The organism is Mesorhizobium sp. B263B2A, from assembly GCF_020165775.1.
GTDB lineage: Bacteria > Pseudomonadota > Alphaproteobacteria > Rhizobiales > Rhizobiaceae > Mesorhizobium > Mesorhizobium opportunistum.
This window is the reverse complement of sequence record NZ_JAIUIU010000015.1, coordinates 116,835-137,426: the sequence shown is the minus strand read 5'-3', so window position 1 is coordinate 137,426 and position 20,592 is coordinate 116,835. Positions and strand designations below refer to the sequence as shown.

Annotated in this window: 22 protein-coding genes; 10 read left to right on the top strand and 12 right to left on the bottom strand. The window is 63.6% G+C overall.

The window, feature by feature from the left end; genetic code table 11:
- Window positions 1-2: 2 nt before the first annotated feature.
- The 5 genes from LB568_RS22435 to hutI all read right to left on the bottom strand — a co-directional run bounded on the left by LB568_RS22435 (window position 3) and on the right by hutI (window position 6,154).
- The gene (locus LB568_RS22435; RefSeq protein ID WP_224731238.1) at window positions 3-599 is read right to left on the bottom strand and encodes a HutD family protein; all 597 of its coding nucleotides are present in this window, start codon (window positions 597-599) and stop codon (window positions 3-5) included.
- A gap of 12 nt (window positions 600-611) precedes the next feature.
- A complete protein-coding gene (gene hutU / locus LB568_RS22430; RefSeq protein ID WP_224731237.1) occupies window positions 612-2,282 on the bottom strand; it encodes a urocanate hydratase in 1,671 nt (556 codons plus the stop codon).
- Between the two features lie 26 nt (window positions 2,283-2,308).
- Window positions 2,309-3,124: an N-formylglutamate deformylase gene (gene hutG / locus LB568_RS22425; RefSeq protein ID WP_224731236.1), complete on the bottom strand. Its 816-nt coding sequence runs from the start codon at window positions 3,122-3,124 to the stop codon at window positions 2,309-2,311.
- Between the two features lie 262 nt (window positions 3,125-3,386).
- The gene (hutH, locus tag LB568_RS22420) at window positions 3,387-4,922 is read right to left on the bottom strand and encodes a histidine ammonia-lyase (protein WP_224731235.1); all 1,536 of its coding nucleotides are present in this window, start codon (window positions 4,920-4,922) and stop codon (window positions 3,387-3,389) included.
- Entirely contained in the window at window positions 4,919-6,154 is a 1,236-nt protein-coding gene (hutI, locus tag LB568_RS22415) for an imidazolonepropionase (RefSeq protein ID WP_224731234.1), read from the bottom strand. The genes hutH and hutI overlap by 4 nt, the downstream gene beginning before the upstream one ends.
- A gap of 100 nt (window positions 6,155-6,254) precedes the next feature.
- Here hutI and LB568_RS22410 point away from each other — a divergent pair, with 100 nt between their 5' ends.
- Together LB568_RS22410 and hutC are read left to right on the top strand one after the other, a co-directional pair.
- The gene (locus LB568_RS22410; RefSeq protein ID WP_224731233.1) at window positions 6,255-7,607 is read left to right on the top strand and encodes a formimidoylglutamate deiminase; all 1,353 of its coding nucleotides are present in this window, start codon (window positions 6,255-6,257) and stop codon (window positions 7,605-7,607) included.
- On the top strand, window positions 7,604-8,344 hold the full coding sequence (gene hutC, locus LB568_RS22405; protein ID WP_013896070.1) for a histidine utilization repressor: 741 nt from the start codon (window positions 7,604-7,606) through the stop codon (window positions 8,342-8,344). The genes LB568_RS22410 and hutC overlap by 4 nt, the downstream gene beginning before the upstream one ends.
- 179 nt (window positions 8,345-8,523) lie before the next feature.
- Here the strand turns inward: hutC and LB568_RS22400 are convergent, their stop codons facing one another.
- Window positions 8,524-8,868 carry a RidA family protein gene (locus tag LB568_RS22400; RefSeq protein ID WP_013896071.1) on the bottom strand — a complete coding sequence of 115 codons (345 nt, stop codon included), beginning with the start codon at window positions 8,866-8,868 and terminating at the stop codon, window positions 8,524-8,526.
- A gap of 224 nt (window positions 8,869-9,092) precedes the next feature.
- On the opposite strand from LB568_RS22400, the gene aztA reads away from it, so the two are divergent.
- The 4 genes from aztA (at window position 9,093) to LB568_RS22380 (ending at window position 12,246) form a co-directional block, all read left to right on the top strand.
- Entirely contained in the window at window positions 9,093-9,911 is an 819-nt protein-coding gene (gene aztA / locus LB568_RS22395; protein ID WP_013896072.1) for a zinc ABC transporter ATP-binding protein AztA, read from the top strand.
- Complete coding sequence (gene aztB / locus LB568_RS22390; protein ID WP_013896073.1) at window positions 9,911-10,786, top strand: zinc ABC transporter permease AztB; 876 nt, start codon at window positions 9,911-9,913, stop codon at window positions 10,784-10,786. Before aztA ends, aztB begins: the two co-directional genes overlap by 1 nt.
- A 27-nt stretch (window positions 10,787-10,813) precedes the next feature.
- Window positions 10,814-11,755: a zinc ABC transporter substrate-binding protein AztC gene (gene aztC / locus LB568_RS22385; RefSeq protein ID WP_013896074.1), complete on the top strand. Its 942-nt coding sequence runs from the start codon at window positions 10,814-10,816 to the stop codon at window positions 11,753-11,755.
- Between the two features lie 152 nt (window positions 11,756-11,907).
- A complete protein-coding gene (locus LB568_RS22380) occupies window positions 11,908-12,246 on the top strand; it encodes a TIGR01244 family sulfur transferase (protein WP_013896075.1) in 339 nt (112 codons plus the stop codon).
- 249 nt (window positions 12,247-12,495) lie between these two features.
- Here LB568_RS22380 and LB568_RS22375 read toward each other — a convergent pair whose 3' ends face one another.
- Entirely contained in the window at window positions 12,496-12,963 is a 468-nt protein-coding gene (locus LB568_RS22375; RefSeq protein WP_013896076.1) for an Lrp/AsnC family transcriptional regulator, read from the bottom strand.
- A 138-nt stretch (window positions 12,964-13,101) separates the two neighbouring features.
- On the opposite strand from LB568_RS22375, the gene hppD reads away from it, so the two are divergent.
- The 3 genes from hppD to LB568_RS22360 all read left to right on the top strand — a co-directional run bounded on the left by hppD (window position 13,102) and on the right by LB568_RS22360 (window position 14,883).
- Window positions 13,102-14,214: a 4-hydroxyphenylpyruvate dioxygenase gene (hppD, locus tag LB568_RS22370; protein WP_013896077.1), complete on the top strand. Its 1,113-nt coding sequence runs from the start codon at window positions 13,102-13,104 to the stop codon at window positions 14,212-14,214.
- Between the two features lie 70 nt (window positions 14,215-14,284).
- Window positions 14,285-14,512 (top strand): type II toxin-antitoxin system Phd/YefM family antitoxin, encoded by a 228-nt coding sequence (locus LB568_RS22365; RefSeq protein ID WP_013896078.1) that lies wholly within the window; start codon window positions 14,285-14,287, stop codon window positions 14,510-14,512.
- Entirely contained in the window at window positions 14,509-14,883 is a 375-nt protein-coding gene (locus tag LB568_RS22360) for a type II toxin-antitoxin system VapC family toxin (protein ID WP_013896079.1), read from the top strand. The genes LB568_RS22365 and LB568_RS22360 overlap by 4 nt, the downstream gene beginning before the upstream one ends.
- Here the strand turns inward: LB568_RS22360 and LB568_RS22355 are convergent.
- The 4 genes from LB568_RS22355 to hmgA form a co-directional block, all read right to left on the bottom strand.
- Complete coding sequence (locus LB568_RS22355; RefSeq protein WP_013896080.1) at window positions 14,862-15,422, bottom strand: DinB family protein; 561 nt, start codon at window positions 15,420-15,422, stop codon at window positions 14,862-14,864. The genes LB568_RS22360 and LB568_RS22355 overlap by 22 nt on opposite strands.
- 22 nt (window positions 15,423-15,444) lie before the next feature.
- Complete coding sequence (locus tag LB568_RS22350; RefSeq protein WP_013896081.1) at window positions 15,445-16,458, bottom strand: fumarylacetoacetate hydrolase family protein; 1,014 nt, start codon at window positions 16,456-16,458, stop codon at window positions 15,445-15,447.
- 112 nt (window positions 16,459-16,570) lie between these two features.
- Window positions 16,571-17,425 carry an MBL fold metallo-hydrolase gene (locus LB568_RS22345; protein ID WP_224731263.1) on the bottom strand — a complete coding sequence of 285 codons (855 nt, stop codon included), beginning with the start codon at window positions 17,423-17,425 and terminating at the stop codon, window positions 16,571-16,573.
- 11 nt (window positions 17,426-17,436) lie between these two features.
- Window positions 17,437-18,750, bottom strand: coding sequence for a homogentisate 1,2-dioxygenase (hmgA, locus tag LB568_RS22340; protein WP_224731232.1), 1,314 nt, complete (start codon window positions 18,748-18,750; stop codon window positions 17,437-17,439).
- Between the two features lie 96 nt (window positions 18,751-18,846).
- On the opposite strand from hmgA, the gene LB568_RS22335 reads away from it, so the two are divergent.
- The gene (locus LB568_RS22335; RefSeq protein WP_224731231.1) at window positions 18,847-19,284 is read left to right on the top strand and encodes a MarR family winged helix-turn-helix transcriptional regulator; all 438 of its coding nucleotides are present in this window, start codon (window positions 18,847-18,849) and stop codon (window positions 19,282-19,284) included.
- Between the two features lie 233 nt (window positions 19,285-19,517).
- On the opposite strand, the gene tdh is transcribed toward LB568_RS22335, so the two are convergent.
- Window positions 19,518-20,552: an L-threonine 3-dehydrogenase gene (gene tdh / locus LB568_RS22330; RefSeq protein WP_224731230.1), complete on the bottom strand. Its 1,035-nt coding sequence runs from the start codon at window positions 20,550-20,552 to the stop codon at window positions 19,518-19,520.
- Window positions 20,553-20,592 lie beyond the last annotated feature (40 nt).

The window sequence follows — 20,592 nt, the reverse complement described above, 5'->3', positions numbered from 1 at the left end:
CGTTAATCGTTGCCGCGTATGCGGATCACGAACAGCGTCGTGTCATGGGTGGGCCGGACAAGCAGCGTGGGCTGGGCAGGCTGGCTGGCGGTGTCGCGTTCGACCAGCAACGTGTCGAGCGGACCAAGCCGAACCGGTTCGGCGGCGGCGATGACCACCTCCCCGTCCGGGCACAGGACGAGGGTCGTGCCGGGCTCCGTCCGGATTTCCACTGGGGCAGAAACGACCAGGCGTTCGACCGAGTGCGTCGTCCTGCCGCGGCGGGTCATGACATTGAGGTCGGTGATCGGCCCGCCAACCAGCGTGGCGGACGTCGGCACGTCGGCCGGAAAGGAAAACAGGGCGGTTGCCCTGTTGACCGATGCCGGCGGGCGGCCGGCAATATCGAGCACGATGCCCTCGCCTTCAAGTATGGCAAGCGTGCGATCGATCCCGGCAAATTTCGAGAATGGGCCGCTGCCTTCGACGCGCGCCATCGAGACGCGCCAGTCGAAATCGTCGAGCCCGGCACCGTCCGGCGAAACGGCGATCTCGGTCGTCGTGCCGCCGCCGTTCTTCCACGGCATGACGCGGTAGTCGGCGGCACGAAGGATGCGCATGTGTTCAGCCTGTCACCCGAGAATGCCGGGCAGGTTGAGCTGGTATTCCCTGGCGCAATCGATGGCGATGTCGTAGCCGGCGTCGGCGTGGCGCATGACGCCGGTTGCCGGGTCGTTCCACAGCACCCGCTCCAGCCGCCTTGCGGCGTCCGGCGTGCCGTCGGCGACGATGACCATGCCGGCATGCTGGGAAAACCCCATGCCGACGCCACCGCCATGATGCAGCGATACCCAGGTAGCACCCGACGCGGTGTTGAGCAGCGCATTGAGCAGCGGCCAGTCGGACACGGCATCCGAACCGTCCTTCATGGATTCGGTTTCGCGGTTGGGCGAAGCGACCGAACCGGAATCGAGGTGATCCCGGCCGATGACGACCGGCGCCTTGAGCTCACCCTTGGCCACCATCTCGTTGAAGGCGAGGCCGAGCCTGTGGCGGTCGCCGAGGCCAACCCAGCAAATACGCGCCGGCAGGCCTTGGAACGAAATGCGCGTGCGCGCCATGTCCAGCCAGTTGTGCAGATGGGTGTTGCCCGGCGTCAGTTCGCGCACCTTGGCGTCGGTCTTGTAGATGTCCTCGGGATCGCCCGAAAGTGCGGCCCAGCGGAACGGACCGATGCCGCGGCAGAACAGCGGCCGGATATAGGCAGGCACGAAACCGGGGAAGGCAAAGGCGTTCTCGAAGCCTTCGTCCTTGGCCACCTGGCGGATGTTGTTGCCGTAGTCGAGCGTCGGCACGCCGGCGTTCCAGAACGCCACCATCGCCTCGACATGTTCGCGCATCGAGGCGCGGGCAGCCTTTTCGACCGCCTTCGGGTCGCTGACGCGCTTCTCGCGCCACTCGGCCATGGTCCAGCCCTTGGGCAGATAGCCGTTGATCGGGTCGTGGGCCGAAGTCTGGTCGGTGACCATGTCGGGGCGGATGCCACGCCTGAACATTTCGGGCACGATCTCGGCTGCGTTGCCGAGCAGGCCGACCGACTTCGCCTCGCCGGCCTTGGTCCAGCGATCGATCATCGCCATCGCCTCGTCGAGCGTCTCGGCCTTCTCGTCGACATAGCGGGTGCGCAGGCGGAAATCGATCGAGTCCGGATTGCATTCGATGGCCAGGCAGCAGGCGCCGGCCATGACGGCGGCCAGCGGCTGGGCGCCACCCATGCCGCCGAGGCCGCCGGTCAGGATCCACTTGCCCTTGAGATTGCCGCCATAGTGCTGGCGGCCGGCCTCGACGAAGGTCTCGTAGGTGCCCTGCACGATGCCTTGCGTACCGATGTAGATCCATGAGCCGGCCGTCATCTGGCCGTACATCATCAGGCCCTTCTTATCGAGCTCGTTGAATTTATCCCAATTCGCCCAGTGCGGCACCAGATTGGAGTTGGCGATCAGGACGCGGGGCGCATCGGCGTGCGTGCGGAACACGCCGACCGGCTTGCCGGACTGCACCAAGAGTGTCTCGTCCTCGCCAAGCGTCTTCAGCGAGGCGATGATGCTGTCGAAATCGTTCCAGGTGCGCGCCGCCCGGCCGATGCCGCCATAGACGACCAGTTCATTGGGGTTCTCGGCGACGTCGGGGTCGAGATTGTTCATCAGCATGCGCAGCGGCGCTTCGGTCGTCCAATACCGGGCATTGAGCTTGTCGCCGCGGGGGCTGCGCACTTCGCGAATGTTGTGACGAGGGTTGGTCATCATTGTCCCTTTCGGATGGCGGCGCGTCAGCGCCCGGCCCAGTCAATGGCGGTTTCGAGAATCTGCTTCAGCGTCACGCGGATCGGCGCCGCATAGGTAGCATCGTAAGGGACCGGCCAATTCTCCGGCGTGCCCTTCCCGTCGGGCTCGCGCATGTAGCCCCGGTTGGAGAGTTCCATCTGCAGCGCATGGACACCGTTCTGCTGCTGGCCGAAGTGGCGGGTGATCCAGCCACCCTTGAAGCGGCCGTTGACGACCCATGTCTCGCCGGTTTCGGCCAGGATTGCAGCGACCTTTTCCTGCAGCGCCGGATCGGTGCTCTTGCCGTCATTGGTGCCGAGATTGAAGACCGGCAACGTGCCTTCGAACAGGCGCGGCAGCACCGAACGGATCGAATGACAATCGTAGAGGACGATCTTGTCGTGCATGCCGCGCAGCCGGTCGATCTCGGCCTGCAAGGCGGCATGGTAGGGCTCGAAATAGGTTTCGCGGCGTCGGTCGATCTCCGCCGGTGTCGGCTCATCACCCATGCGGTAAAGCGGGTCGCCATCGAAGGTCTCGGTCGGACAGAGTCCGGTCGTCGTCTGGCCGGGATAGAGCGACACGCCCGAAGGGTCTCGATTGACGTCGATCACCGTGCGCGAAATGGCGGTGTGGACGATCGTCGCGCCGAGGTCGGTGGCAAAATCATAGAGATTGTCGATCCACCAGTCGCAATCGCGGCGTCCGAGCCAGGGCGACACCAGCCGGCTTTCGAGGCCGGCGAGGTCGATGCCGGTGTGCGGGATCGACACTAGCAACGGCGCGGTGCCTTGTTGTACTGTCAGCCAAGGAGGTGTCATGCGAAACCTCCGCAGGTTGGAGCTCTACGGCGCCCCCCTCTGTCCTGCCGGACATCTCCCCCTCTTGGGGGGAGATTGGCTGTCACGCCGGCTTTCGCCAATCGCCAGCGTGGGAGAACGGGCGGCGCCAAAGAAGCTGCTGATCTCCCCCCTTCAGGGGGAGATGTCCGGTCCACCCTCCGCAGCTGCAGCGCAGCTGCTGCGGAGGACGGGCAGGACAGAGGGGGGCGCGACAGAACTCGGCCTATCAGAGCGTGCCGTCTCACGATGCAATTCCCGGCAGCGCCACAGCACCCGCCGCCCTGACGGTCGCGCCGCTGCGGACCATGGCGATCGCCTTTTCCATGTCGGGGTGGAAGTGGCGGTCGTTGTCGAGATGCGGCACCTCGTCCCGGACCAGCTTGCGCACGGCTTCCAGCGCATCGCTCGAGGCCAGCGGAGCATGGAAATCGCAACCTTGCGCCGCGGCCAGCAACTCGATGCCGATCACCGCGGTGGCATTCTCGACCATGCCGATCAGGCGGCGGGCGCCATGCGCGGCCATCGAGACGTGGTCTTCCTGGTTGGCCGAGGTCGGAATGGAATCGACGCTCGCCGGATAGGCCTTCTGCTTGTTTTCCGAAACGAGTGCCGCCGCCGTCACCTGCGGGATCATGAAGCCGGAGTTCAGGCCGGGCTTCGGCGTCAAGAAGGCCGGCATGCCGGACAGCGCGGGGTCGACCAGCATGGCAATGCGGCGTTCCGACAGCGAGCCGATCTCGCAAACCGCAAGCGCGATCATGTCGGCGGCGAAGGCCACCGGCTCGGCGTGGAAATTGCCGCCGGAAAGCGCGGTGTCGTCCTCGGCGAAGATCAGCGGATTGTCGGTGACGCCATTGGCCTCGGTGCCGAGCGTGTCGGCCGCCTGGCGCAGCACGGTGAGTGCGGCGCCCATGACCTGCGGCTGGCAGCGCAGGCAATAGGGATCCTGCACCCGCTCGTCGCCGACACGGTGCGATTCCCTGATAGCGCTGCCGGCCATCAAATTGCGCAGCGCGTCCGCCGTCTCGATCTGGCCGGGATGCTTTCGCAGCACATGGATGCGCGGATCGAAGGGCGCGTCGGAGCCCTTGGCCGCATCGGTCGAGAGTGCACCGGCAACCAGCGCCGACTGGTAGAGCACTTCGGCCTCGAACAGGGCGGCGAGCGCATAGGCCGTGGAAAATTGCGTGCCGTTGAGCAGCGCCAGGCCTTCCTTGGCGCCCAATGTCACCGGCTCCAGTCCGTGCGAGACGAAGGCGACCTTGGCCGGAAAGCGGCCATGCGGGGTGAAGCATTCGCCGACGCCGATCATCACCGCCGTCATGTGCGACAGCGGCGCGAGATCGCCGGAGGCGCCGACGGAACCTTGCGCCGGCACCACCGGGATGACATCGTTGGCGAGCATTGCCTCGAGTAACTCGATCGTCTCGGAGCGGACGCCGGAGGCGCCCTGCGCCAGGCTGGCAAGTTTCAGCGCCATCATCAGCCGGGCCACGGCAACCGGCATCGGCTCGCCGACGCCGGCGGCGTGCGACAGCACGATGTTGCGCTGCAAGCTCTCGAGATCGCTGGCCGGGATGCGGACGCTGGCCAGTTTGCCGAAGCCGGTGTTGATGCCATAGACGGGTTCACCCTTGGCAACGATCCTGGCGACGGCCTCGGCGCTCGCCTTGATCTTTGGACGGCAGGCGTCGTCGAGTTTTGGCACGGCGCCACGATAGATGGCGCGCCAGTCGGCTAGCGTCGCACTGCCGGGCTTCAGGGTCAGTTCGGTCATTGTCCTCTCCAGATGCGGGCATGGAGCGGGTTGAAGCCCATGCGGTAGACGAGTTCGGCGGGGCGCTCGATGTCCCAGATCGCCAGGTCGGCGGATTTTCCGGCTTCCAGCGTGCCGGCCTTGCCGAGAAGACCAAGCGCTCGCGCGGCCTCGCGGGTGACGCCGGCAAGGCACTCGTCGACGGTCAAGCCAAAGAGCGTCGCCGCCATATTCATGGTGAGCAACAGCGAGGTGAGCGGCGAGGTGCCGGGATTGCTGTCCGTCGCCACCGCCATCTTCACGCCATGGCGGCGGAACAAGTCGACAGGCGGCTTCTTCGTTTCGCGGATGAAGTAATAGGCGCCGGGCAGGATGGTCGCCACCGTGCCGGCTTTCGCCATCGCGGCAGCGCCGTCCTCATCCGTGTATTCGAGATGATCCGCCGACAACGCGCCATAGCGCGCGGCAAGTTCGGCGCCGTGCAGGTTGGACAGTTGATCGGCGTGAAGCTTGACCGGCAGCCCCAAGGCCTTGGCGGCATCGAAAACGCGCGCCATCTGCTCTGGCGAGAACGCTATGCCTTCGCAAAAACCGTCGACCGCATCCGCCAGTCCTTCGGCGGCAACCGCCGGAACAATCTGCCTGGCGACCAGATCGATAAAAGCGTCCTTGTCCCCCTTTGCTTCGGGCGGCAGGGCATGCGCAGCCAGACAAGTCGCACGGATCGTCACCGCCCGTTTTCCGCCCAGCCGGCGGGCGGCGCGCAGCGACTTCTTTTCATTGTCGAGATCGAGGCCATAGCCCGATTTGACTTCGACCGACGTGACACCCTCGGCCATCAGTGCATCGAGGCGCGGCAGCGTCTGGGCAACGAGCTCATCTTCGCTGGCGGCGCGCAGCGACTTGACCGAGGACACAATACCGCCGCCAGCCCGGGCGACTTCCTCATAGGTCGCGCCGGCCAGCCGCATCTCGAATTCGTTGGCGCGGTTGCCGGCATAAACAAGATGCGTGTGGCAGTCGATCAGGCCCGGCGTGATCCAGCGGCCTTCGCAATCGACAGTCTCGGCGCACTGCAAAAATGCCGCCGGCATCTCCGATTCCGGGCCGGCATAGACAATGCGGCCATCGCGCGCGGCGACCGCGCCATGTTCGACGACGCCAAGTCCGGCGGAACTTTCGGCCATGGTCGCCAGGCGCGCATTGCGCCACAGACGAAGATCCCCTGCCCGGCTTTTGCTCTCTAAGGCCATCATCTTTTCCGTTTCAATCGGCGGCGATTATGTATATACATATTGAAACGCACTGCAAGTGCTATCATCGCATGCTGGACAGGGAAACGGAGAGAAAAAAGTGACAGCGATCCTTGCGGAACAGGCTCTCCTCCCCGATGGCTGGCACAACAATGTGCGGATCATTTTCGCCGATGGACGTATTACGGCCGTCGAGCCCGGAGCCGTTGCATCGACCGGCGACGAGCGCCATTCCATTGTGCTGCCCGGCATGCCCAATTTGCACAGCCACGCCTTCCAGCGCGGCATGGCGGGGCTTGCCGAGCTTCGCGGCCCTTCCGCCGACAGTTTCTGGAGCTGGCGCGAGGTGATGTACCGCTTCGCGCTGTCGATGACGCCCGACCAGGTCGAGGCAGTTGCGGCGCAGCTCTATGTCGAAATGCTGGAGGCCGGCTTTTCACGCGTCGGCGAATTCCACTATCTGCATCATGACCGTGACGGAAAACCCTACGCCAATCTTGCCGAGATGGCCGAGCGGATCGCGGCCGCGGCCGGCGAAACCGGCATCGGCCTGACGCTGCTGCCGGTGTTTTACGCGCATTCGTCTTTTGGCGGCGCAGCTCTAAACGAGGGCCAGCGGCGATTCATCAACGATGTGAATCAGTTCTCCCGGCTTGTTGAGAAGAGCCGCGAATCGGTTCGCGCGTTGAATCAAGCTGTCGTCGGCGTCGCACCGCACAGCCTGCGCGCCGCGACGCCCGAAGAACTCACGGCCATCGCGGCAATGGTGCCCGACGGACCAATCCACATTCATGTCGCCGAGCAGGTGAAGGAAGTCGAGGACTGTGTTGCCTGGTCGGGCGCGCGGCCGGTCGAATTCTTGCTCGCCAACGCTGAGGTCGACCAGCGCTGGTGCCTGATCCACGCCACCCACATGACCGAGGCGGAAACCATCGGCATGGCCAGGAGCGGCGCCGTTGCCGGCCTGTGCCCGATCACCGAGGCCAATCTCGGCGACGGCACCTTTGCCGCGCCGTTGTTCCGGGAACATGGTGGCCGCTTCGGCATCGGCTCCGATTCCAACGTGCTGATCGGCCTGCCCGACGAATTGCGCCAGCTCGAATATTCGCAGCGCCTCGCCCACCGCGCCCGCAACGTGCTGGCGGTGGCAGGCGGTTCTACCGGACGCGCGCTGTTCGACGCGGCACTCGACGGCGGCAGCGTCGCGCTTGGCGCCGGCGCCTCCGAGATCGCCACTGGCGCCGCCGCCGATCTCGTCTCGCTCGATGCCGACAACCCCTCGCTGGCCGGCAAGACGGGCGACGCGATCCTCGATGCCTGGATCTTCGCCAATGGCAGCAAGGTCGATTGCGTCTGGGTGCATGGGCAGAAGCAAGTCAGTGGCGGCAAGCATGCCAAGCGCGAGGCCATCGCCGCGCGGTTTCGTAGCGTCATGACAGCACTTTCAGCATGAACGCGGTCGCAATAGCGGATGCGGACATCGGCGGCGGCTCACTCCACCAGCGCATCCTGTCCGACATCAGCGAGAAGATCCTGTCCGGCACGTGGGCGCCCGGCCATCGCATCCCGTTCGAGCATGAACTGACCGACCAATATGGCTGTTCACGCATGACGGTGAACAAGGCACTGTCGCAGCTGGCCAAGGCCGGGCTGATCGAACGGCGGCGGCGCTCCGGCAGTTTCGTCCGCCAGCCGCAGTCGCAGGCGGCGGTGCTGGAAATCCACGACATCAGGATCGAAGTCGAAGCGCTCGGCCTGCCCTATCGCTACGAGCGCGTGGCGCGGCACAAAAGGCGCAGCAGCGCAGAGGATCGCGGCCTGCTGGAGCTCGACGCGGCCGGATCGGTGCTGTCGCTGGAATGCCGGCATTTCGCCGGCATGCGGCCGTTCGCGCATGAACAGCGGCTGATCAACCTCGCCGCCGTGCCTGGGGCGGCCGACGAGGAATTTCTCGATGTCGCGCCTGGCCCGTGGCTGATCGGCCGCGTGCCGTGGAGCGAGGCCGAGCACCGCATCCGCGCGGTTGCCGCCGACAGGCAGATCGCGGCGGCGCTCGACATCGCCGCCGGCGCACCCTGCCTGGTGGTCGAACGACGGACGTGGAGCGCCGAACACCCGGTCACCCATGTCCGCTTCACCTACGCGGCCGAGAGCCACACGCTGGTGGCAAGGTTCAGGCCGCAGGGATGAGTGATCTCCCCCCTCGTGGGGGAGATGTCCGGCAGGACAGAGGAGGCGCCGTAGAGCGCGACCCTCGATGTTGCCTGGCATGAGCTTACTCAAAAACCGGGAAGGCCGGCGGGACAGCGCCCCCCTCTGCCTTGCCAGGCATCTCCCCCACGAGGGGGGAGATCGGCAGTTTCAATGCCTCAAATCGCCGCCGTGATGATGATCTCGACCAGATATTCCGGGCTGGCGAGCTTGGCTTCGCCGGTGGCGCGGGCAGGCGTGTGGCCCTTCGGCACCCACTTGTCCCATTCCGCATTCATCTCGGCGAAGGTGCCCATGTCGTCCAGCCAGATGATCGCCTGCAGGATCTTGGTCTTGTCGGTGCCGGCCTTGGCCAGCAACTCGTCGATGGTCGCCAGGATATCCCGGGTCTGCGAGGCAACGTTGCCGCCCGGCTCGCCGACCTGGCCGGCCAGGTAGACGGTGTTGCCATGGATGACGATCTGGGTCATGCGCGGGCCTACATCGATGCGACGAATGCTCATGGGATGTTTTCCTTCCTTTTGTCGGTCGCGCCTCTTTAGAGTCGCGACTTGCTTCGGGCAAGGCCGCCGGACCCAAATCCCCTTGGACCAGCCAGGGACGGGATTCACGGCAAGTTGTGCCGCCGGCCGCAATTCCGCCCGATTGGCTTGTTGACTAATGTAATAACATCACATATCCAACCGGTCTCTGCATGCAGCCGGATTTGGCCTGCCCACGGAACGATATGACCCAGACCTGCCTGACATTCCGTGACCTGACACTGGGCTACAACAGCCATCCCGCGATCCATCATCTCGACGGCACGATCCGCAAGGGCTCGCTGACGGCCGTGGTCGGCGCCAATGGTTCGGGCAAGTCGACGCTGATGAAGGGCATTGTCGGGGTTCTGAAGCCGATGGCCGGCAGCGTGATCCGGGCGCCCGGCGTGCGCGCCGCCTACCTGCCGCAGCAGTCGGAGCTTGATCGCTCCTTCCCGGCGCGCGTCGTCGATCTGGTCTCGCTCGGCCTGTGGCCGAAGCGCGGCATGCTCGGCCGCTACACCAAGGAAGATCGCGACTCCGTCAGCCGGGCGCTGATGGCGGTCGGCCTCGGCGGTTTCGAGAAGCGGCCGATCGACACGCTTTCGGGCGGACAGTTGCAGCGCACGCTGTTTGCCCGCGTGCTGCTGCAGGACGCCGATCTGATCCTCCTCGACGAGCCGTTCAACGCCGTCGATGCCAAGACGGTTGGCGACCTGATCGCGCTGATCAAGCGTTGGCATGGCGAGGAACGCACCATCATGGTCGTCGTCCATGACCTCGACCTGGTGCGCCAGAATTTCCCCGAAACGCTGCTTTTGGCCCGCCAGCCCATCGCCTGGGGCGAAACCAGGGAAACGTTGAAGCCGGAAAATCTTCTGCGCGCACGCCGTTTCCACGAAGCCTGGGAGGAAAACGCTCCCTGGTGCGAGCCGGACGAGCACGCCCATGGGCCCGATCACGACCATCATAGCCACGATCACGATCATGATCATCACCACGGCGCCGGACCGAGGGCTGCCTGATGGACATGCTCTATGGTCTCTTGATCGCGCCCTTCGCCGATTTCGCCTTCATGCAGCGGGCGCTGGTCGGCTCGCTGATGCTATCGCTCGGCGCCTGCCCGGTCGGCGTTTTCCTGATGCTGCGGCGCATGAGCCTGTCCGGCGATGCCATGGCGCATGCCATCCTGCCGGGTGCGGCCGCGGGCTTCCTGTTTTATGGGCTGGAAATCCTGCCGATGACGATTGGCGGCCTGATTGCCGGCGTCATCGTCGCGCTCGGCGCCGGTGCGGTCTCGCGCTTCACCATCCAGCGCGAGGACGCCTCGATGGCGGCCTTCTATTTGATTTCGCTCGCCATCGGCGTGCTGATGGTGTCGATCCGCGGCTCCAGCGTCGATCTCATGCATGTGCTGTTCGGCACCGTGCTGGCGCTCAACAACGAGGCGCTGACACTGATCGGCGGCATTGTCGCGGTAACGCTGGTCAGCCTCGCCATTTTCTGGCGGGCTTTGGTCGCCGAATGCCTCGATCCGCTGTTCCTGCGCTCGGTCAGCCGCATGGGCAGTCCAGTGCACTTCATCTTCCTCGGCCTCGTCGTGCTCAATCTGGTGGGCGGCTTCCAGGCGCTCGGCACGCTTCTGTCGGTCGGGCTGATGATGCTGCCCGCCGCTGCCGCCCGCTTCTGGACCGTGCGCGTCGAGCCGATGTGCGTGCTGGCGGTTCTGATCGGCTTTGCCTCCTGCATCGCAGGGCTGCTGTTGTCCTATCACGCCTCGCTGCCATCCGGCCCGGCCATCATCCTGTCGTCCGGCGTCGTCTATTTCGCCTCGATCCTGTTCGGCACGCGCGGCATCCTGCGCGCCCGCATTATCCACCACCGTCACAGAACGGCCTGATCCCCGCCCCCCAAAGGAGACTTGACCATGCTGAAATCACTCCGTGCCGCCCTGGCGATGAGCGTTATAACATTAACCGCCTTTGGCGCCTCATCGGCCCTCGCGGCACCGCTGAAAGTGGTCGCCAGCTTCACGGTCATCGCCGATTTCGCCAAAAATGTCGGCGGCGACCGCATCGACGTCACCACCATCGTCGGGCCGGATGGGGACGCCCATGTCTACGAGCCGAGCCCGGCCGATGCTGTGGCCATGGCCAAGGCCGATATCGTGCTGGTCAACGGCTTGCATTTCGAAGGTTTCCTGCAGCGGCTGGTCGATGCCAGCGCCACCAAGGCCTCGATCATCACCTTGACCAAGGGGGTGACGCCGATCGACTTCAAGCCTGAATTCGCCGACGCGGACGCCGCCGAAGGCGCCGGCACCGGCGGCGGCAAGACGGTCACCGATCCGCACGCCTTCCAGTCGATCGCCAACGCCAGGATCTATGTGAAGAATATCGCCGAGGCCTTCTGCGCGGCCGACAGCGATGGTTGCGTCTCCTACCAGACCAATGCCGCGACCTACACCAAGAAGCTCGATGCGTTGGAAGGCGAAGTCAAGACAGCGATCCAGTCGATCCCGGAGGCGAAGCGCGTCGTCATCACCTCGCACGATGCGTTCGGCTATTTCGAGCACGCATACGGCCTGACCTTCCTCGCCCCGCAGGGCATCTCGACCGATTCCGAACCGTCAGCAGCCGACGTCGCCAAGCTGGTCACCCAGGTGAAGCAGGACAAGGCAGCCGCGATCTTCGTCGAGAACATCACCAATCCGCGCCTGATCGAGCAGATCGCCGATGAAACCGGCATCAAGGTGGGCGGCACGCTCTATTCGGACGCGCTGTCGCAGCCCGATGGCCCGGCCTCGACCTATATCGACATGATGCACAACAACATCCGCCAGATCAAAGGCGCGATCCTCGGCAGCTGAGGCGAGCCAGCGCTATCCAACCGGGTCGCATTGGCCCGGTTGGATTTTTCCGCGCACAATGTCTATTTGGCAGAGAATTCTCTCGATGCGGATTGCCGCGCATGCAGGGCGGTGGCAAGACTGCCTCCAGACCAGATTGCGAGGATGCTGCCATGGAATACCGCGAGATCAGTGAAGACTATTCGGTTTCGGGCCAGATCCAGCCCGAAGACGCCGCCGCCATCAAGGAAGCCGGCTTCAAGAGCGTGATCTGCAACCGCCCCGATGACGAGCAGCCCGGCCAGCCTTCGGCCGACACGGTAAAGGCGGCGGTGGAAGCCGCCGGCCTCGCCTTCCGCTACATTCCCGTCATCAGCGGCCAGATCACCGCCGAGAATGTCGAGGATCAGGCCGAGGCGCTGGACGAATTGGAAGGCCCGGTGTTCGCCTATTGCCGTTCCGGTGCGCGCTGCACCAATCTTTATGGGCTGATCCAGCAGTCGAAGGGCTGAACGGTCTCATCATCGCAGATGAAGGAACGCCAAATTCCAGCGATGGTGATCCTTCACACCCCCCTCTGTCCTGCCGGACATCTCCCCCGCAAGGGGGGAGATTGGCAGCATTGGGCTCAGCACCATTCTGCAGCGTTGGCAATTTGCGAAAGCGAAAGTGACATCCGATCTCCCCCCTTGTGGGGGAGATGGCCGGCAGGCCAGAGGGGGGTGCTGTCCCTCCGACGTATCAAGTGAAATTCGCTCAGACTAAATCGGCAGTGCGCCAGTTTCCTTCAGCGTCTCGAGAACGATCGCCGTCTTCACGTGCTGCACGGATTCGTGCGGCAGGAGCACGCCGTTGACGAACTCCGATAGTGATTTGAGATCCGGCGTCACCACTTTCAGGATGTAATCCATCTCGCCGGTCAGCGCGTGCGCCTCCTGCACCTCCGGCAGCCGCGCCACCAATTCGCCGAAACGCCGTGCATTGTCGCGGTTGTGGGTGGCCAAGGTCACCGAAATGACGTTGACCAGCGAGAAGCCGAGCTTGTCGCGGTCGAGCACGGCCCGATAGCCCTTGATATAGCCGTCTTCCTCCAGCCGCTGGCGACGGCGCGAGCATTGCGACGCCGACAGGTTGACTCGCTCTGAAAGGTCGTTGTTGGTCAGCCGGGCGTCGCCCTGCAAGAGCGCCATTATCTTGCGGTCGAATTGATCAATGCGCGCCTCATCCATGCTTTTCTCCCGCAACATGCACGCTTCACGCACGAGATGATCATTTCAAGCGTTTGAATGCAAGCACCATGCACCGGCTCCGCGCTATGATGGCGTCAGATGGCCTTTTCAGGCCAAGCCAGCTTTCGGAGGAATGCCATGGGTCCCTTTCCGCACGACGCCCCGCCCGCCACGATCAGCAGGGACAACCCCGCCGGTACCGATGGTTTCGAGTTCGTCGAATTCGCGCATCCGGAGCCGCAGAAGCTGGCCGAGCTGTTCACTCGCATGGGCTATGTGGCGGTGGCCAGGCACCGCACCAAGGACGTCACCGTCTGGCGCCAGGGCGACATCAACTATGTCGTCAATGCCGAGCCGGGTTCGCACGCCATGAAGTTCGTCGACAAGCATGGTCCCTGCGCGGCCTCGATGGCGTGGCGGGTGGTGGATGCCAAGCACGCTTTCGATCACGCCGTTGCCAAAGGTGCCACGCCCTACGAAGGCGACGACAAGGCGCTCGACGTTCCGGCCATCGTCGGTATTGGCGGTTCGCTGCTCTATTTCATCGACACCTATGGCAAGAAGGGTTCAGCCTATGACGTCGAGTTCGAGTGGCTCGGCGCGCGCGATCCACGGCCGCAAGGCGTCGGCTTCTATTACCTCGACCACCTGACCCACAATGTCTATCGCGGCCAGATGGACAAATGGTGGGATTTCTACCGCAATCTGTTCGGCTTCAAGCAGATCCACTTCTTCGACATCGACGGCAAGATCACCGGTCTGGTCAGCCGCGCCATCACCTCGCCCTGCGGCAAGATCCGCATTCCGCTCAACGAATCCAAGGACGAGACCAGCCAGATCGCCGAGTACCTGAAGAAGTACAATGGCGAAGGCATCCAGCACATCGCCGTCGGCACCGACGAGATCTACGCCGCCACCGACAAGCTCGCCGACAACGGGCTGAAATTCATGCCCGGCCCGCCCGAGACTTACTACAATATGTCGTACGACCGAGTGAACGGCCATGACGAGCCGATCGAGCGGATGAAGAAGCACGGCATCCTGATCGACGGCGAAGGCGTGGTCGACGGCGGCATGACCAAGATTCTCTTGCAGATCTTCTCGAAGACCGTGATCGGCCCGATCTTCTTCGAGTTCATCCAGAGGAAGGGCGACGAAGGCTTTGGCGAAGGCAATTTCCGCGCGCTGTTCGAATCGATCGAGCAGGACCAGATCAAGCGCGGCGTGATCAAGGTTCAGGCGGCGGAGTAGAGCGAGGCGACACCGGAGTTCTTGCGGCTCAATCGATTATGACCTAAATTATGGTCATAGGAGTCTGACGATGAACGTTCCGATGGCGAAAGCGAAGGCCCAGCTCTCCGAGTTGGTGAAGCGTGCCCAGGCTGGCGAAGAAATCCATCTGACCCGGCATGGGGAAATTGTCGCTACCTTGAGCGCTCCCGCCCGGCCCGGCGGCAGCCAGCGCTTGCTTGGAGCCTTGAAAGGCAAAGTCTGGATATCGGATGATTTTGACGAACTCGGTCCCGAATGGGACGAGTACATTAAATGAGCGGCAAATATCTGGTCGATACCCATATTCTGCTTTGGGTGCTCAACGCGGATTCACGTCTTTCGGACCATCATCGCGACATCTTTCTCGCAGGCAGGGAAGTGATCATCAGCGCCGTCTCGGTAGCGGAGATCGCGATCAAGAAATCGATCGGCAAAGTCACGCTCACAGGCGACGTCGTGGACATTCTGCGATCAAACGGGATTCCGATCCTCGGCATAAACGAACTGCACGCGGCGAGACTTGAGCATCTGCCGCTTCATCACCGCGATCCCTTCGATCGTCTGCTCGTTGCACAGGCTCAAATTGAAGGCCTGACCTTGGTCACCGCGGACCGGCAATTTTCAAGCTACGACGTCGCGTTGGTCTGATCATCCAGGCCCAGTCGCTCAACCTCCGTTTTCCTCAGCTTCAAATCATAATCGAGCAGGAATTCGTCGAGCTGCGGCGGCGCAACCGAGGTGCCGGACAGCATCGCGTGCACCTGGCCGCGATGATGGATGTCGTGCAGGAAGACATGAGCGAGGATGTCGCCGATGCGCTCGGGGATCATGCCGTCCTCGCGTCGGTCAGTGATGACGCGGCGGTCGAGATCGGCCTCCGAAAGGGCATCGCAGAAAGCGATCAGCCGCCGGTCGGCCACAAGCTGGGCGGCAAACAGCGCCCTGGGCTCGTCGAAGGGCACGTAATCATCATGGGCAGCGGCGCCGATGCCGCCCTCCTCGAGAAAATCGAGATAGAGAAGATCGACCGCAAGGATATGGTTGAGCGTCGCCTTGATCGAGGGAAAGAAGCTGGTGCGCTCGGCTTCGAATTCGCCGGGCTCGAGCGCGAGCACGGCTCGGTAGAGCCGGTCGTTCGACCAGAGATTGTTGCCGGCCATGCAGCGCAGATGGTCAAGAAGATTCATGGCTGAAATCTCCCGTAGGCCCTCATCGCTCGTATTTCTCTACCTTCTGCTCGATCGCGCCGAAGATCGAATGGCCGGCTCTGTCCTTCATCTCGATGCGTACCGTGTCGCCGAAGCGCAGGAATGGCGTCTTGGGTTCGCCCGACGCAATGGTCTCGATCATGCGCAGTTCGGCGATGCAGGAATAGCCGGCACCGCCCGCCGAGACAGGCTTGCCTGCTCCGCCGTCGAGCTTGTTGGAGACGGTGCCGGAGCCGATGATGGTGCCGGCCACCAGCGGCCGTGTCCTGGCGGCATGGGTGATCAGCGTCGGAAAATCGAAGGTCATGTCGACACCGGCATTGGCGCGGCCGAACGGTTTGCCGTTGAGATCAGCGAGCAGCGGCAGGCTGACCTTGCCGCCGTCCCAGGCGTCGCCCAGCTCATCCGGCGTCACCGCAACGGGTGAAAAAGCCGAGGACGGCTTTGACTGGAAAAAGCCGAAGCCCTTGGCCAGCTCCGGCCCGGTCAGCGCGCGCAGCGTCACGTCGTTGACCAGCACGACCAGCCGGATCGCGGCGCGCGCTTCGTCGAGGCTGGCGCCCATCGGCACGTCGTCGATGATGACGGCGACCTCCGCCTCCATGTCGATGCCGAAGGCTTCGTCGGCCATGCGGATCGGATCGCGCGGCGCGATGAAAGAGTCCGAGCCGCCCTGGTAGATCAGGGGATCGGTCCAGAAGCTTGCCGGCATCTCGACGCCGCGCGCCTTCCGCACCAGTTCGACATGGTTCACATAGGCGGAGCCATCGGCCCATTGATAGGCGCGCGGCAGCGGCGAATGCGCATCATGCTCGTGAAAGCGCGCCGAGGGCATCGCATTGTTCTCCAGCGATTCCGCGATGGTCGAGAGATGCGGTGAGATCCTGCGCCAATCGTCGAGTGCCGCTTGCAGCGTACGCGCCAGGAACGAGGCGTCGGTGTACTGCGTCAGGTCGCGCGAGACGACGACGAGTTTTCCGTCACGCGTCCCGTCCTTCAATGTGGCAAGCTTCATGCGGTTCCCTCTCCTGATGCGGCTTTGGCGCCGCTTTGGTTGTTTATTTTGCGCATGATCTTTTCCGAAAACCGGTTCCCACTTTTCGCTGACGCGGTCCTTCGGTTCGGGATCATGCTAATTCCACAACAAGGCCGTCGCGGGCGATCGTCAAGTCGCCGGCCCATGTTTTCCTGACAGCGGCGACCCAGTCGGCATCGCCGATTTCGGCATCATCGGCCGGGATGAGATGGTTGAGCACCAGCCGCTTCACGCCGGCATCGCTGGCGATGCGCCCGGCCTCCTCGGCAAAGCTGTGGCTGGCGAGGAGATGTTCCCTGAGCCGCGCGCCGTTGCCGGTTCGGGCGACCAGCCGCTCGATCCCCTCTTCCAGCATGGCTTCGTGGACGAGGATGTCGGCCCCTTCGGCGAAATCGGCAAGCGGCGGAAAGAAGGCCGTGTCGGCGGAAAACACCGCGCTTTTGCCGTCATGATCGAAGCGAAGGGCAAAACAATCGGTCACCGGTGGATGGTCGACGCGTAGCGCCGTCACCTTCAGGCCGCTTTGCCTAAGCACCTGGCCCTCGCCGAATTCATTGATCGAAACCAGATCGCGAATGTCGGGCCGACCTTCGTCGGCGATGCGGATTTCGATGTCGAATTCCATCGCCTGGCAGAAGCGATGCCAATAGTGGCCGGTGCCGGGCGGGCCGAACACGCTGACCGGGCTCGCCAGCCCCGCTGTCCAGGCGGTGTGGATCAGCGGCCCCAGTTCCAGCACATGGTCGGAATGCAGGTGCGTGATGAAGACAAGGTCGAGTGCCTTCAGGCTGATGCCGGCATCGACCAGACCGCGCGTGACGCCAAGCCCGCAATCGACGACGATGGTCCGTCCGCCGATCTCAAGCAGCGACGAACTCGGCCACGGTCCGGCCGGCCGCAGCGCCGGGCCACCTTTCGAGCCTAACAGCACCAACCGATCCCGCATTGGCTTGCCGCTCAAGACCAATCGCCTTCCGGCGTGCCGTTGAAGCGCTTCTTCAGGTCGGCCCAGCAGTCGATGTAATTGTCCTGTCGGGTTTCCAGTTCGGCGCCGTAGCGGGTCAGCATCTGCGGAAAGCGGGTCTCGAACATGAACGCCATGGTGTTGTCGAGCTTGACCGGTTTCAGCGCCGCGCGCGAGGCCTTTTCGAAGCCAGGCGCATCAGGGCCATGGGCCAGCATCAGATTGTGCAAGCTGATGCCGCCGGGAACGAACCCTTCCTCCTTGGCATCGTACTGGCCGTGGATCAGCCCCATGAACTCGCTCATGATGTTGCGGTGATACCAGGGCGGGCGAAACGTATCTTCCGCAACCAGCCAGCGCGGCGGGAAGATGACGAAATCGATGTTGGCGGTGCCCTCCTCGCCACTGGGCGCGGTGAGCACGGTGAAGATCGACGGATCGGGATGATCGAACAGCAGCGCACCGACCGGTGAAAAGGTCGCCAGATCATATTTGTAGGGCGCGTAGTTGCCGTGCCAGGCGACAACGTCGAGCGGCGAATGGCCGATCTCGGTAACATGGAAATTGCCGCACCATTTGACGATCAGCCGGCAAGGCGTTTCCTTCTCCTCGAACCAGGCGCAAGGCGTCTTGAAATCGCGCGGGTTGGCGAGGCAATTGGCGCCGATCGGACCGCGATCGGGCAAGGTCAGCTTGGCGCCGTAATTCTCGCAGACATAGCCGCGCACTTCAGCGTCGATCAACTCGACCTTGAACACGAGGCCTCGTGGCAGCACGGCGATCTCGCCCGGCCGAAGTTCGATGACCCCCATCTCGGTGACGAAACGCAGGGCGCCGACCTGCGGCACGACCAGCAACTCGCCGTCGGCGTTGAAGAAATGGTCGTCGACCATCGATGTGTTGGCGACATAGACATGGGCCGCCATGCCGGTCTGCCCGAGCACGTCGCCGGCGGTGGTGATGCTGCGCATGCCCTGAACAAAGTCGGTCGGCTCTTTCGGCATCGGCACCGGATTCCAGCGATACTGGCCGAGCGCCAGTTCATGGTCGCCGACATTGGGCGCGCTCTTCCACAACGGATAGCTCGACGCCTTGAAGCGGCCGGTGTGCTTCACGCTCGGCCTGATGCGGTAGAGCCAGGAGCGCTCGTTGGTGCCCCGCGGTGCGGTGAAGGGCGAGCCGGAAAGCTGTTCGGCGTAAAGGCCGTAGGCCGGCCGCTGGGGTGAGTTGCGGCCTTGCGGCAGCGAACCTGGCAAGGTTTCGGTCTCAAAATCATTGCCGAAGCCCGGCATGTAGGAAAAGGCCATCGCTTCCTCCCGGAATGGATCTCAATTGACCAAACTGGTTTCATTTGTAACCATTGGAAATGTAACTATCAATCCATCACATCGGGATGTTAGGCCATGGAAATCCTGGAACTCGAAAGTTTCCTGCCCTATCGGCTCTATCGCCTCGCCGATGCAGTGAGCCGCGAATTCTCGGGGATATACAAGGACAGCCATGGACTGACGCGGCCGGAGTGGCGGACGCTTTCCGGGCTCGGCCAGCACGGCACAATGACCGCGACCGAACTTGGCGAGCAATCGGCCATGCACAAGACCAAGGTGTCGCGCGCCGTGGCCGAGCTCGAACGGCGGCGCTGGCTGACGCGAACGCCTGATGGGAATGACCGCCGTGTCGAACATCTGACGCTGACCAAAGCGGGGCTGGCCGCCTATCGCGAGATGGTGCCGCTGGCGAAGGCGTTCGAACGGGAATTGCTGGCGAGGCTCGATGAAGAGGAACGCGCGGCGATTGTCGGTGGGGTGGCGGCGCTGGAGAGAGCGTTGGAGGGAAAGTAAGTGGCAAAACCGAGGACTGATAGGCCGCGGGGCAGCACCCCCCTCTGTCCTGCCGGACATCTCCCCCGCAAGGGGGGAGATCGAACGTCATCCCGGCTTTCGCCAATCACCAACGGGGGAGAAATGAGCGCAGCGCCGAAGCCGCCAATCTCCCTCCTTGCGGGGGAGATGGCCGGCAGGCCAGAGGGGGGCTGTCCCGCTAACGTCTCCGGCACAGTGCCTTCACAGCAGCCTCACCAGTCCATCACCACCTTGCCGGAACTGCCGCTGCGCATTGCATCGAACCCAGCCTGAAAATCGTCGATACCGATGCGGTGCGTGATCAGGCCGGAGACGTCGAGCGGGCCCTGGACCAGGGCGATCATCTTGTACCAGGTCTCGAACATCTCGCGGCCGTAGATGCCCTTGAGATGCAGCATCTTGAAGATGACCTTGTTCCAGTCGATCTCGAAGCCGGTCGGCGCGATGCCGAGGATGGCGATCTTGCCGCCATTGTTCATGGTGTCGATCATGTCGCGGAAGGCGGGCGCGGCGCCCGACATTTCGAGGCCGACGTCAAAACCCTCGGTCATGCCGAGCGCCGGCATGACGTCGCGCAGTTTTTCCTTCGACGCATCGACGACATGCTGGACGCCGAGCTTTTTGGCCAGCGCCAGCCGCACCGGATTGATGTCGGTGATCACCACCTTGCGCGCGCCGACGCATTGGGCGACGAGCGCGCCCATGATGCCGATCGGCCCGGCGCCGGTGACCAGCACATCTTCACCGACGAGGTCGAAAGACAGAGCGGTGTGCACCGCATTGCCCAGGGGATCGAAGATCGCGGCGACCTCGTCGGGCACATCGTCGGGGATCGGCACCACATTGTGCTGCGGGATCGCCAGGTACTCGCCGAAGGCACCGGGACGGTTGACGCCGACGCCGAGCGTGTTGCGGCACAGATGCCCCCTGCCCGCACGGCAGTTTCGGCAATGGCCGCAGACGATGTGGCCTTCGCCCGATACGCGCTGGCCGACCTTGTATTCGGTGACCGCAGCGCCGAAATCGGCGACGGTGCCGACGAATTCATGGCCGGTGACCATCGGCACCGGCACCGTCTTCTGCGCCCACTGGTCCCAATTGTAGATGTGGACGTCGGTGCCGCAGATCGCGGTCTTCTTGATCTTGATCAGCACGTCGTTGGGGCCGATCTCCGGTACCGGCACCTCTTCCATCCAGATGCCCGGCTCGGCCTTGGCCTTCACCAGCGCCTTCATCATGTTCGACATTCTTTTGTCCCTTGAATCTCTTGATCGGGAATCGCTTTTC

What these genes read in the sequence shown, in the direction of transcription:
- LB568_RS22435 (WP_224731238.1), bottom strand. Translation starts at nt 599, where the DNA reads ATGCGCATCCTTCGTGCCGCCGACTACCGCGTCATGCCGTGGAAGAAC.
- hutU (WP_224731237.1), bottom strand. Translation starts at nt 2,282, where the DNA reads ATGACCAACCCTCGTCACAACATTCGCGAAGTGCGCAGCCCCCGCGGC.
- hutG (WP_224731236.1), bottom strand. Translation starts at nt 3,124, where the DNA reads ATGACACCTCCTTGGCTGACAGTACAACAAGGCACCGCGCCGTTGCTA.
- hutH (WP_224731235.1), bottom strand. Translation starts at nt 4,922, where the DNA reads ATGACCGAACTGACCCTGAAGCCCGGCAGTGCGACGCTAGCCGACTGG.
- hutI (WP_224731234.1), bottom strand. Translation starts at nt 6,154, where the DNA reads ATGGCCTTAGAGAGCAAAAGCCGGGCAGGGGATCTTCGTCTGTGGCGC.
- hutC (WP_013896070.1), top strand. Translation starts at nt 7,604, where the DNA reads ATGAACGCGGTCGCAATAGCGGATGCGGACATCGGCGGCGGCTCACTC.
- LB568_RS22400 (WP_013896071.1), bottom strand. Translation starts at nt 8,868, where the DNA reads ATGAGCATTCGTCGCATCGATGTAGGCCCGCGCATGACCCAGATCGTC.
- aztA (WP_013896072.1), top strand. Translation starts at nt 9,093, where the DNA reads ATGACCCAGACCTGCCTGACATTCCGTGACCTGACACTGGGCTACAAC.
- aztB (WP_013896073.1), top strand. Translation starts at nt 9,911, where the DNA reads ATGGACATGCTCTATGGTCTCTTGATCGCGCCCTTCGCCGATTTCGCC.
- aztC (WP_013896074.1), top strand. Translation starts at nt 10,814, where the DNA reads ATGCTGAAATCACTCCGTGCCGCCCTGGCGATGAGCGTTATAACATTA.
- LB568_RS22380 (WP_013896075.1), top strand. Translation starts at nt 11,908, where the DNA reads ATGGAATACCGCGAGATCAGTGAAGACTATTCGGTTTCGGGCCAGATC.
- LB568_RS22375 (WP_013896076.1), bottom strand. Translation starts at nt 12,963, where the DNA reads ATGGATGAGGCGCGCATTGATCAATTCGACCGCAAGATAATGGCGCTC.
- hppD (WP_013896077.1), top strand. Translation starts at nt 13,102, where the DNA reads ATGGGTCCCTTTCCGCACGACGCCCCGCCCGCCACGATCAGCAGGGAC.
- LB568_RS22365 (WP_013896078.1), top strand. Translation starts at nt 14,285, where the DNA reads ATGAACGTTCCGATGGCGAAAGCGAAGGCCCAGCTCTCCGAGTTGGTG.
- LB568_RS22360 (WP_013896079.1), top strand. Translation starts at nt 14,509, where the DNA reads ATGAGCGGCAAATATCTGGTCGATACCCATATTCTGCTTTGGGTGCTC.
- LB568_RS22355 (WP_013896080.1), bottom strand. Translation starts at nt 15,422, where the DNA reads ATGAATCTTCTTGACCATCTGCGCTGCATGGCCGGCAACAATCTCTGG.
- LB568_RS22350 (WP_013896081.1), bottom strand. Translation starts at nt 16,458, where the DNA reads ATGAAGCTTGCCACATTGAAGGACGGGACGCGTGACGGAAAACTCGTC.
- LB568_RS22345 (WP_224731263.1), bottom strand. Translation starts at nt 17,425, where the DNA reads ATGCGGGATCGGTTGGTGCTGTTAGGCTCGAAAGGTGGCCCGGCGCTG.
- hmgA (WP_224731232.1), bottom strand. Translation starts at nt 18,750, where the DNA reads ATGGCCTTTTCCTACATGCCGGGCTTCGGCAATGATTTTGAGACCGAA.
- LB568_RS22335 (WP_224731231.1), top strand. Translation starts at nt 18,847, where the DNA reads ATGGAAATCCTGGAACTCGAAAGTTTCCTGCCCTATCGGCTCTATCGC.
- tdh (WP_224731230.1), bottom strand. Translation starts at nt 20,552, where the DNA reads ATGTCGAACATGATGAAGGCGCTGGTGAAGGCCAAGGCCGAGCCGGGC.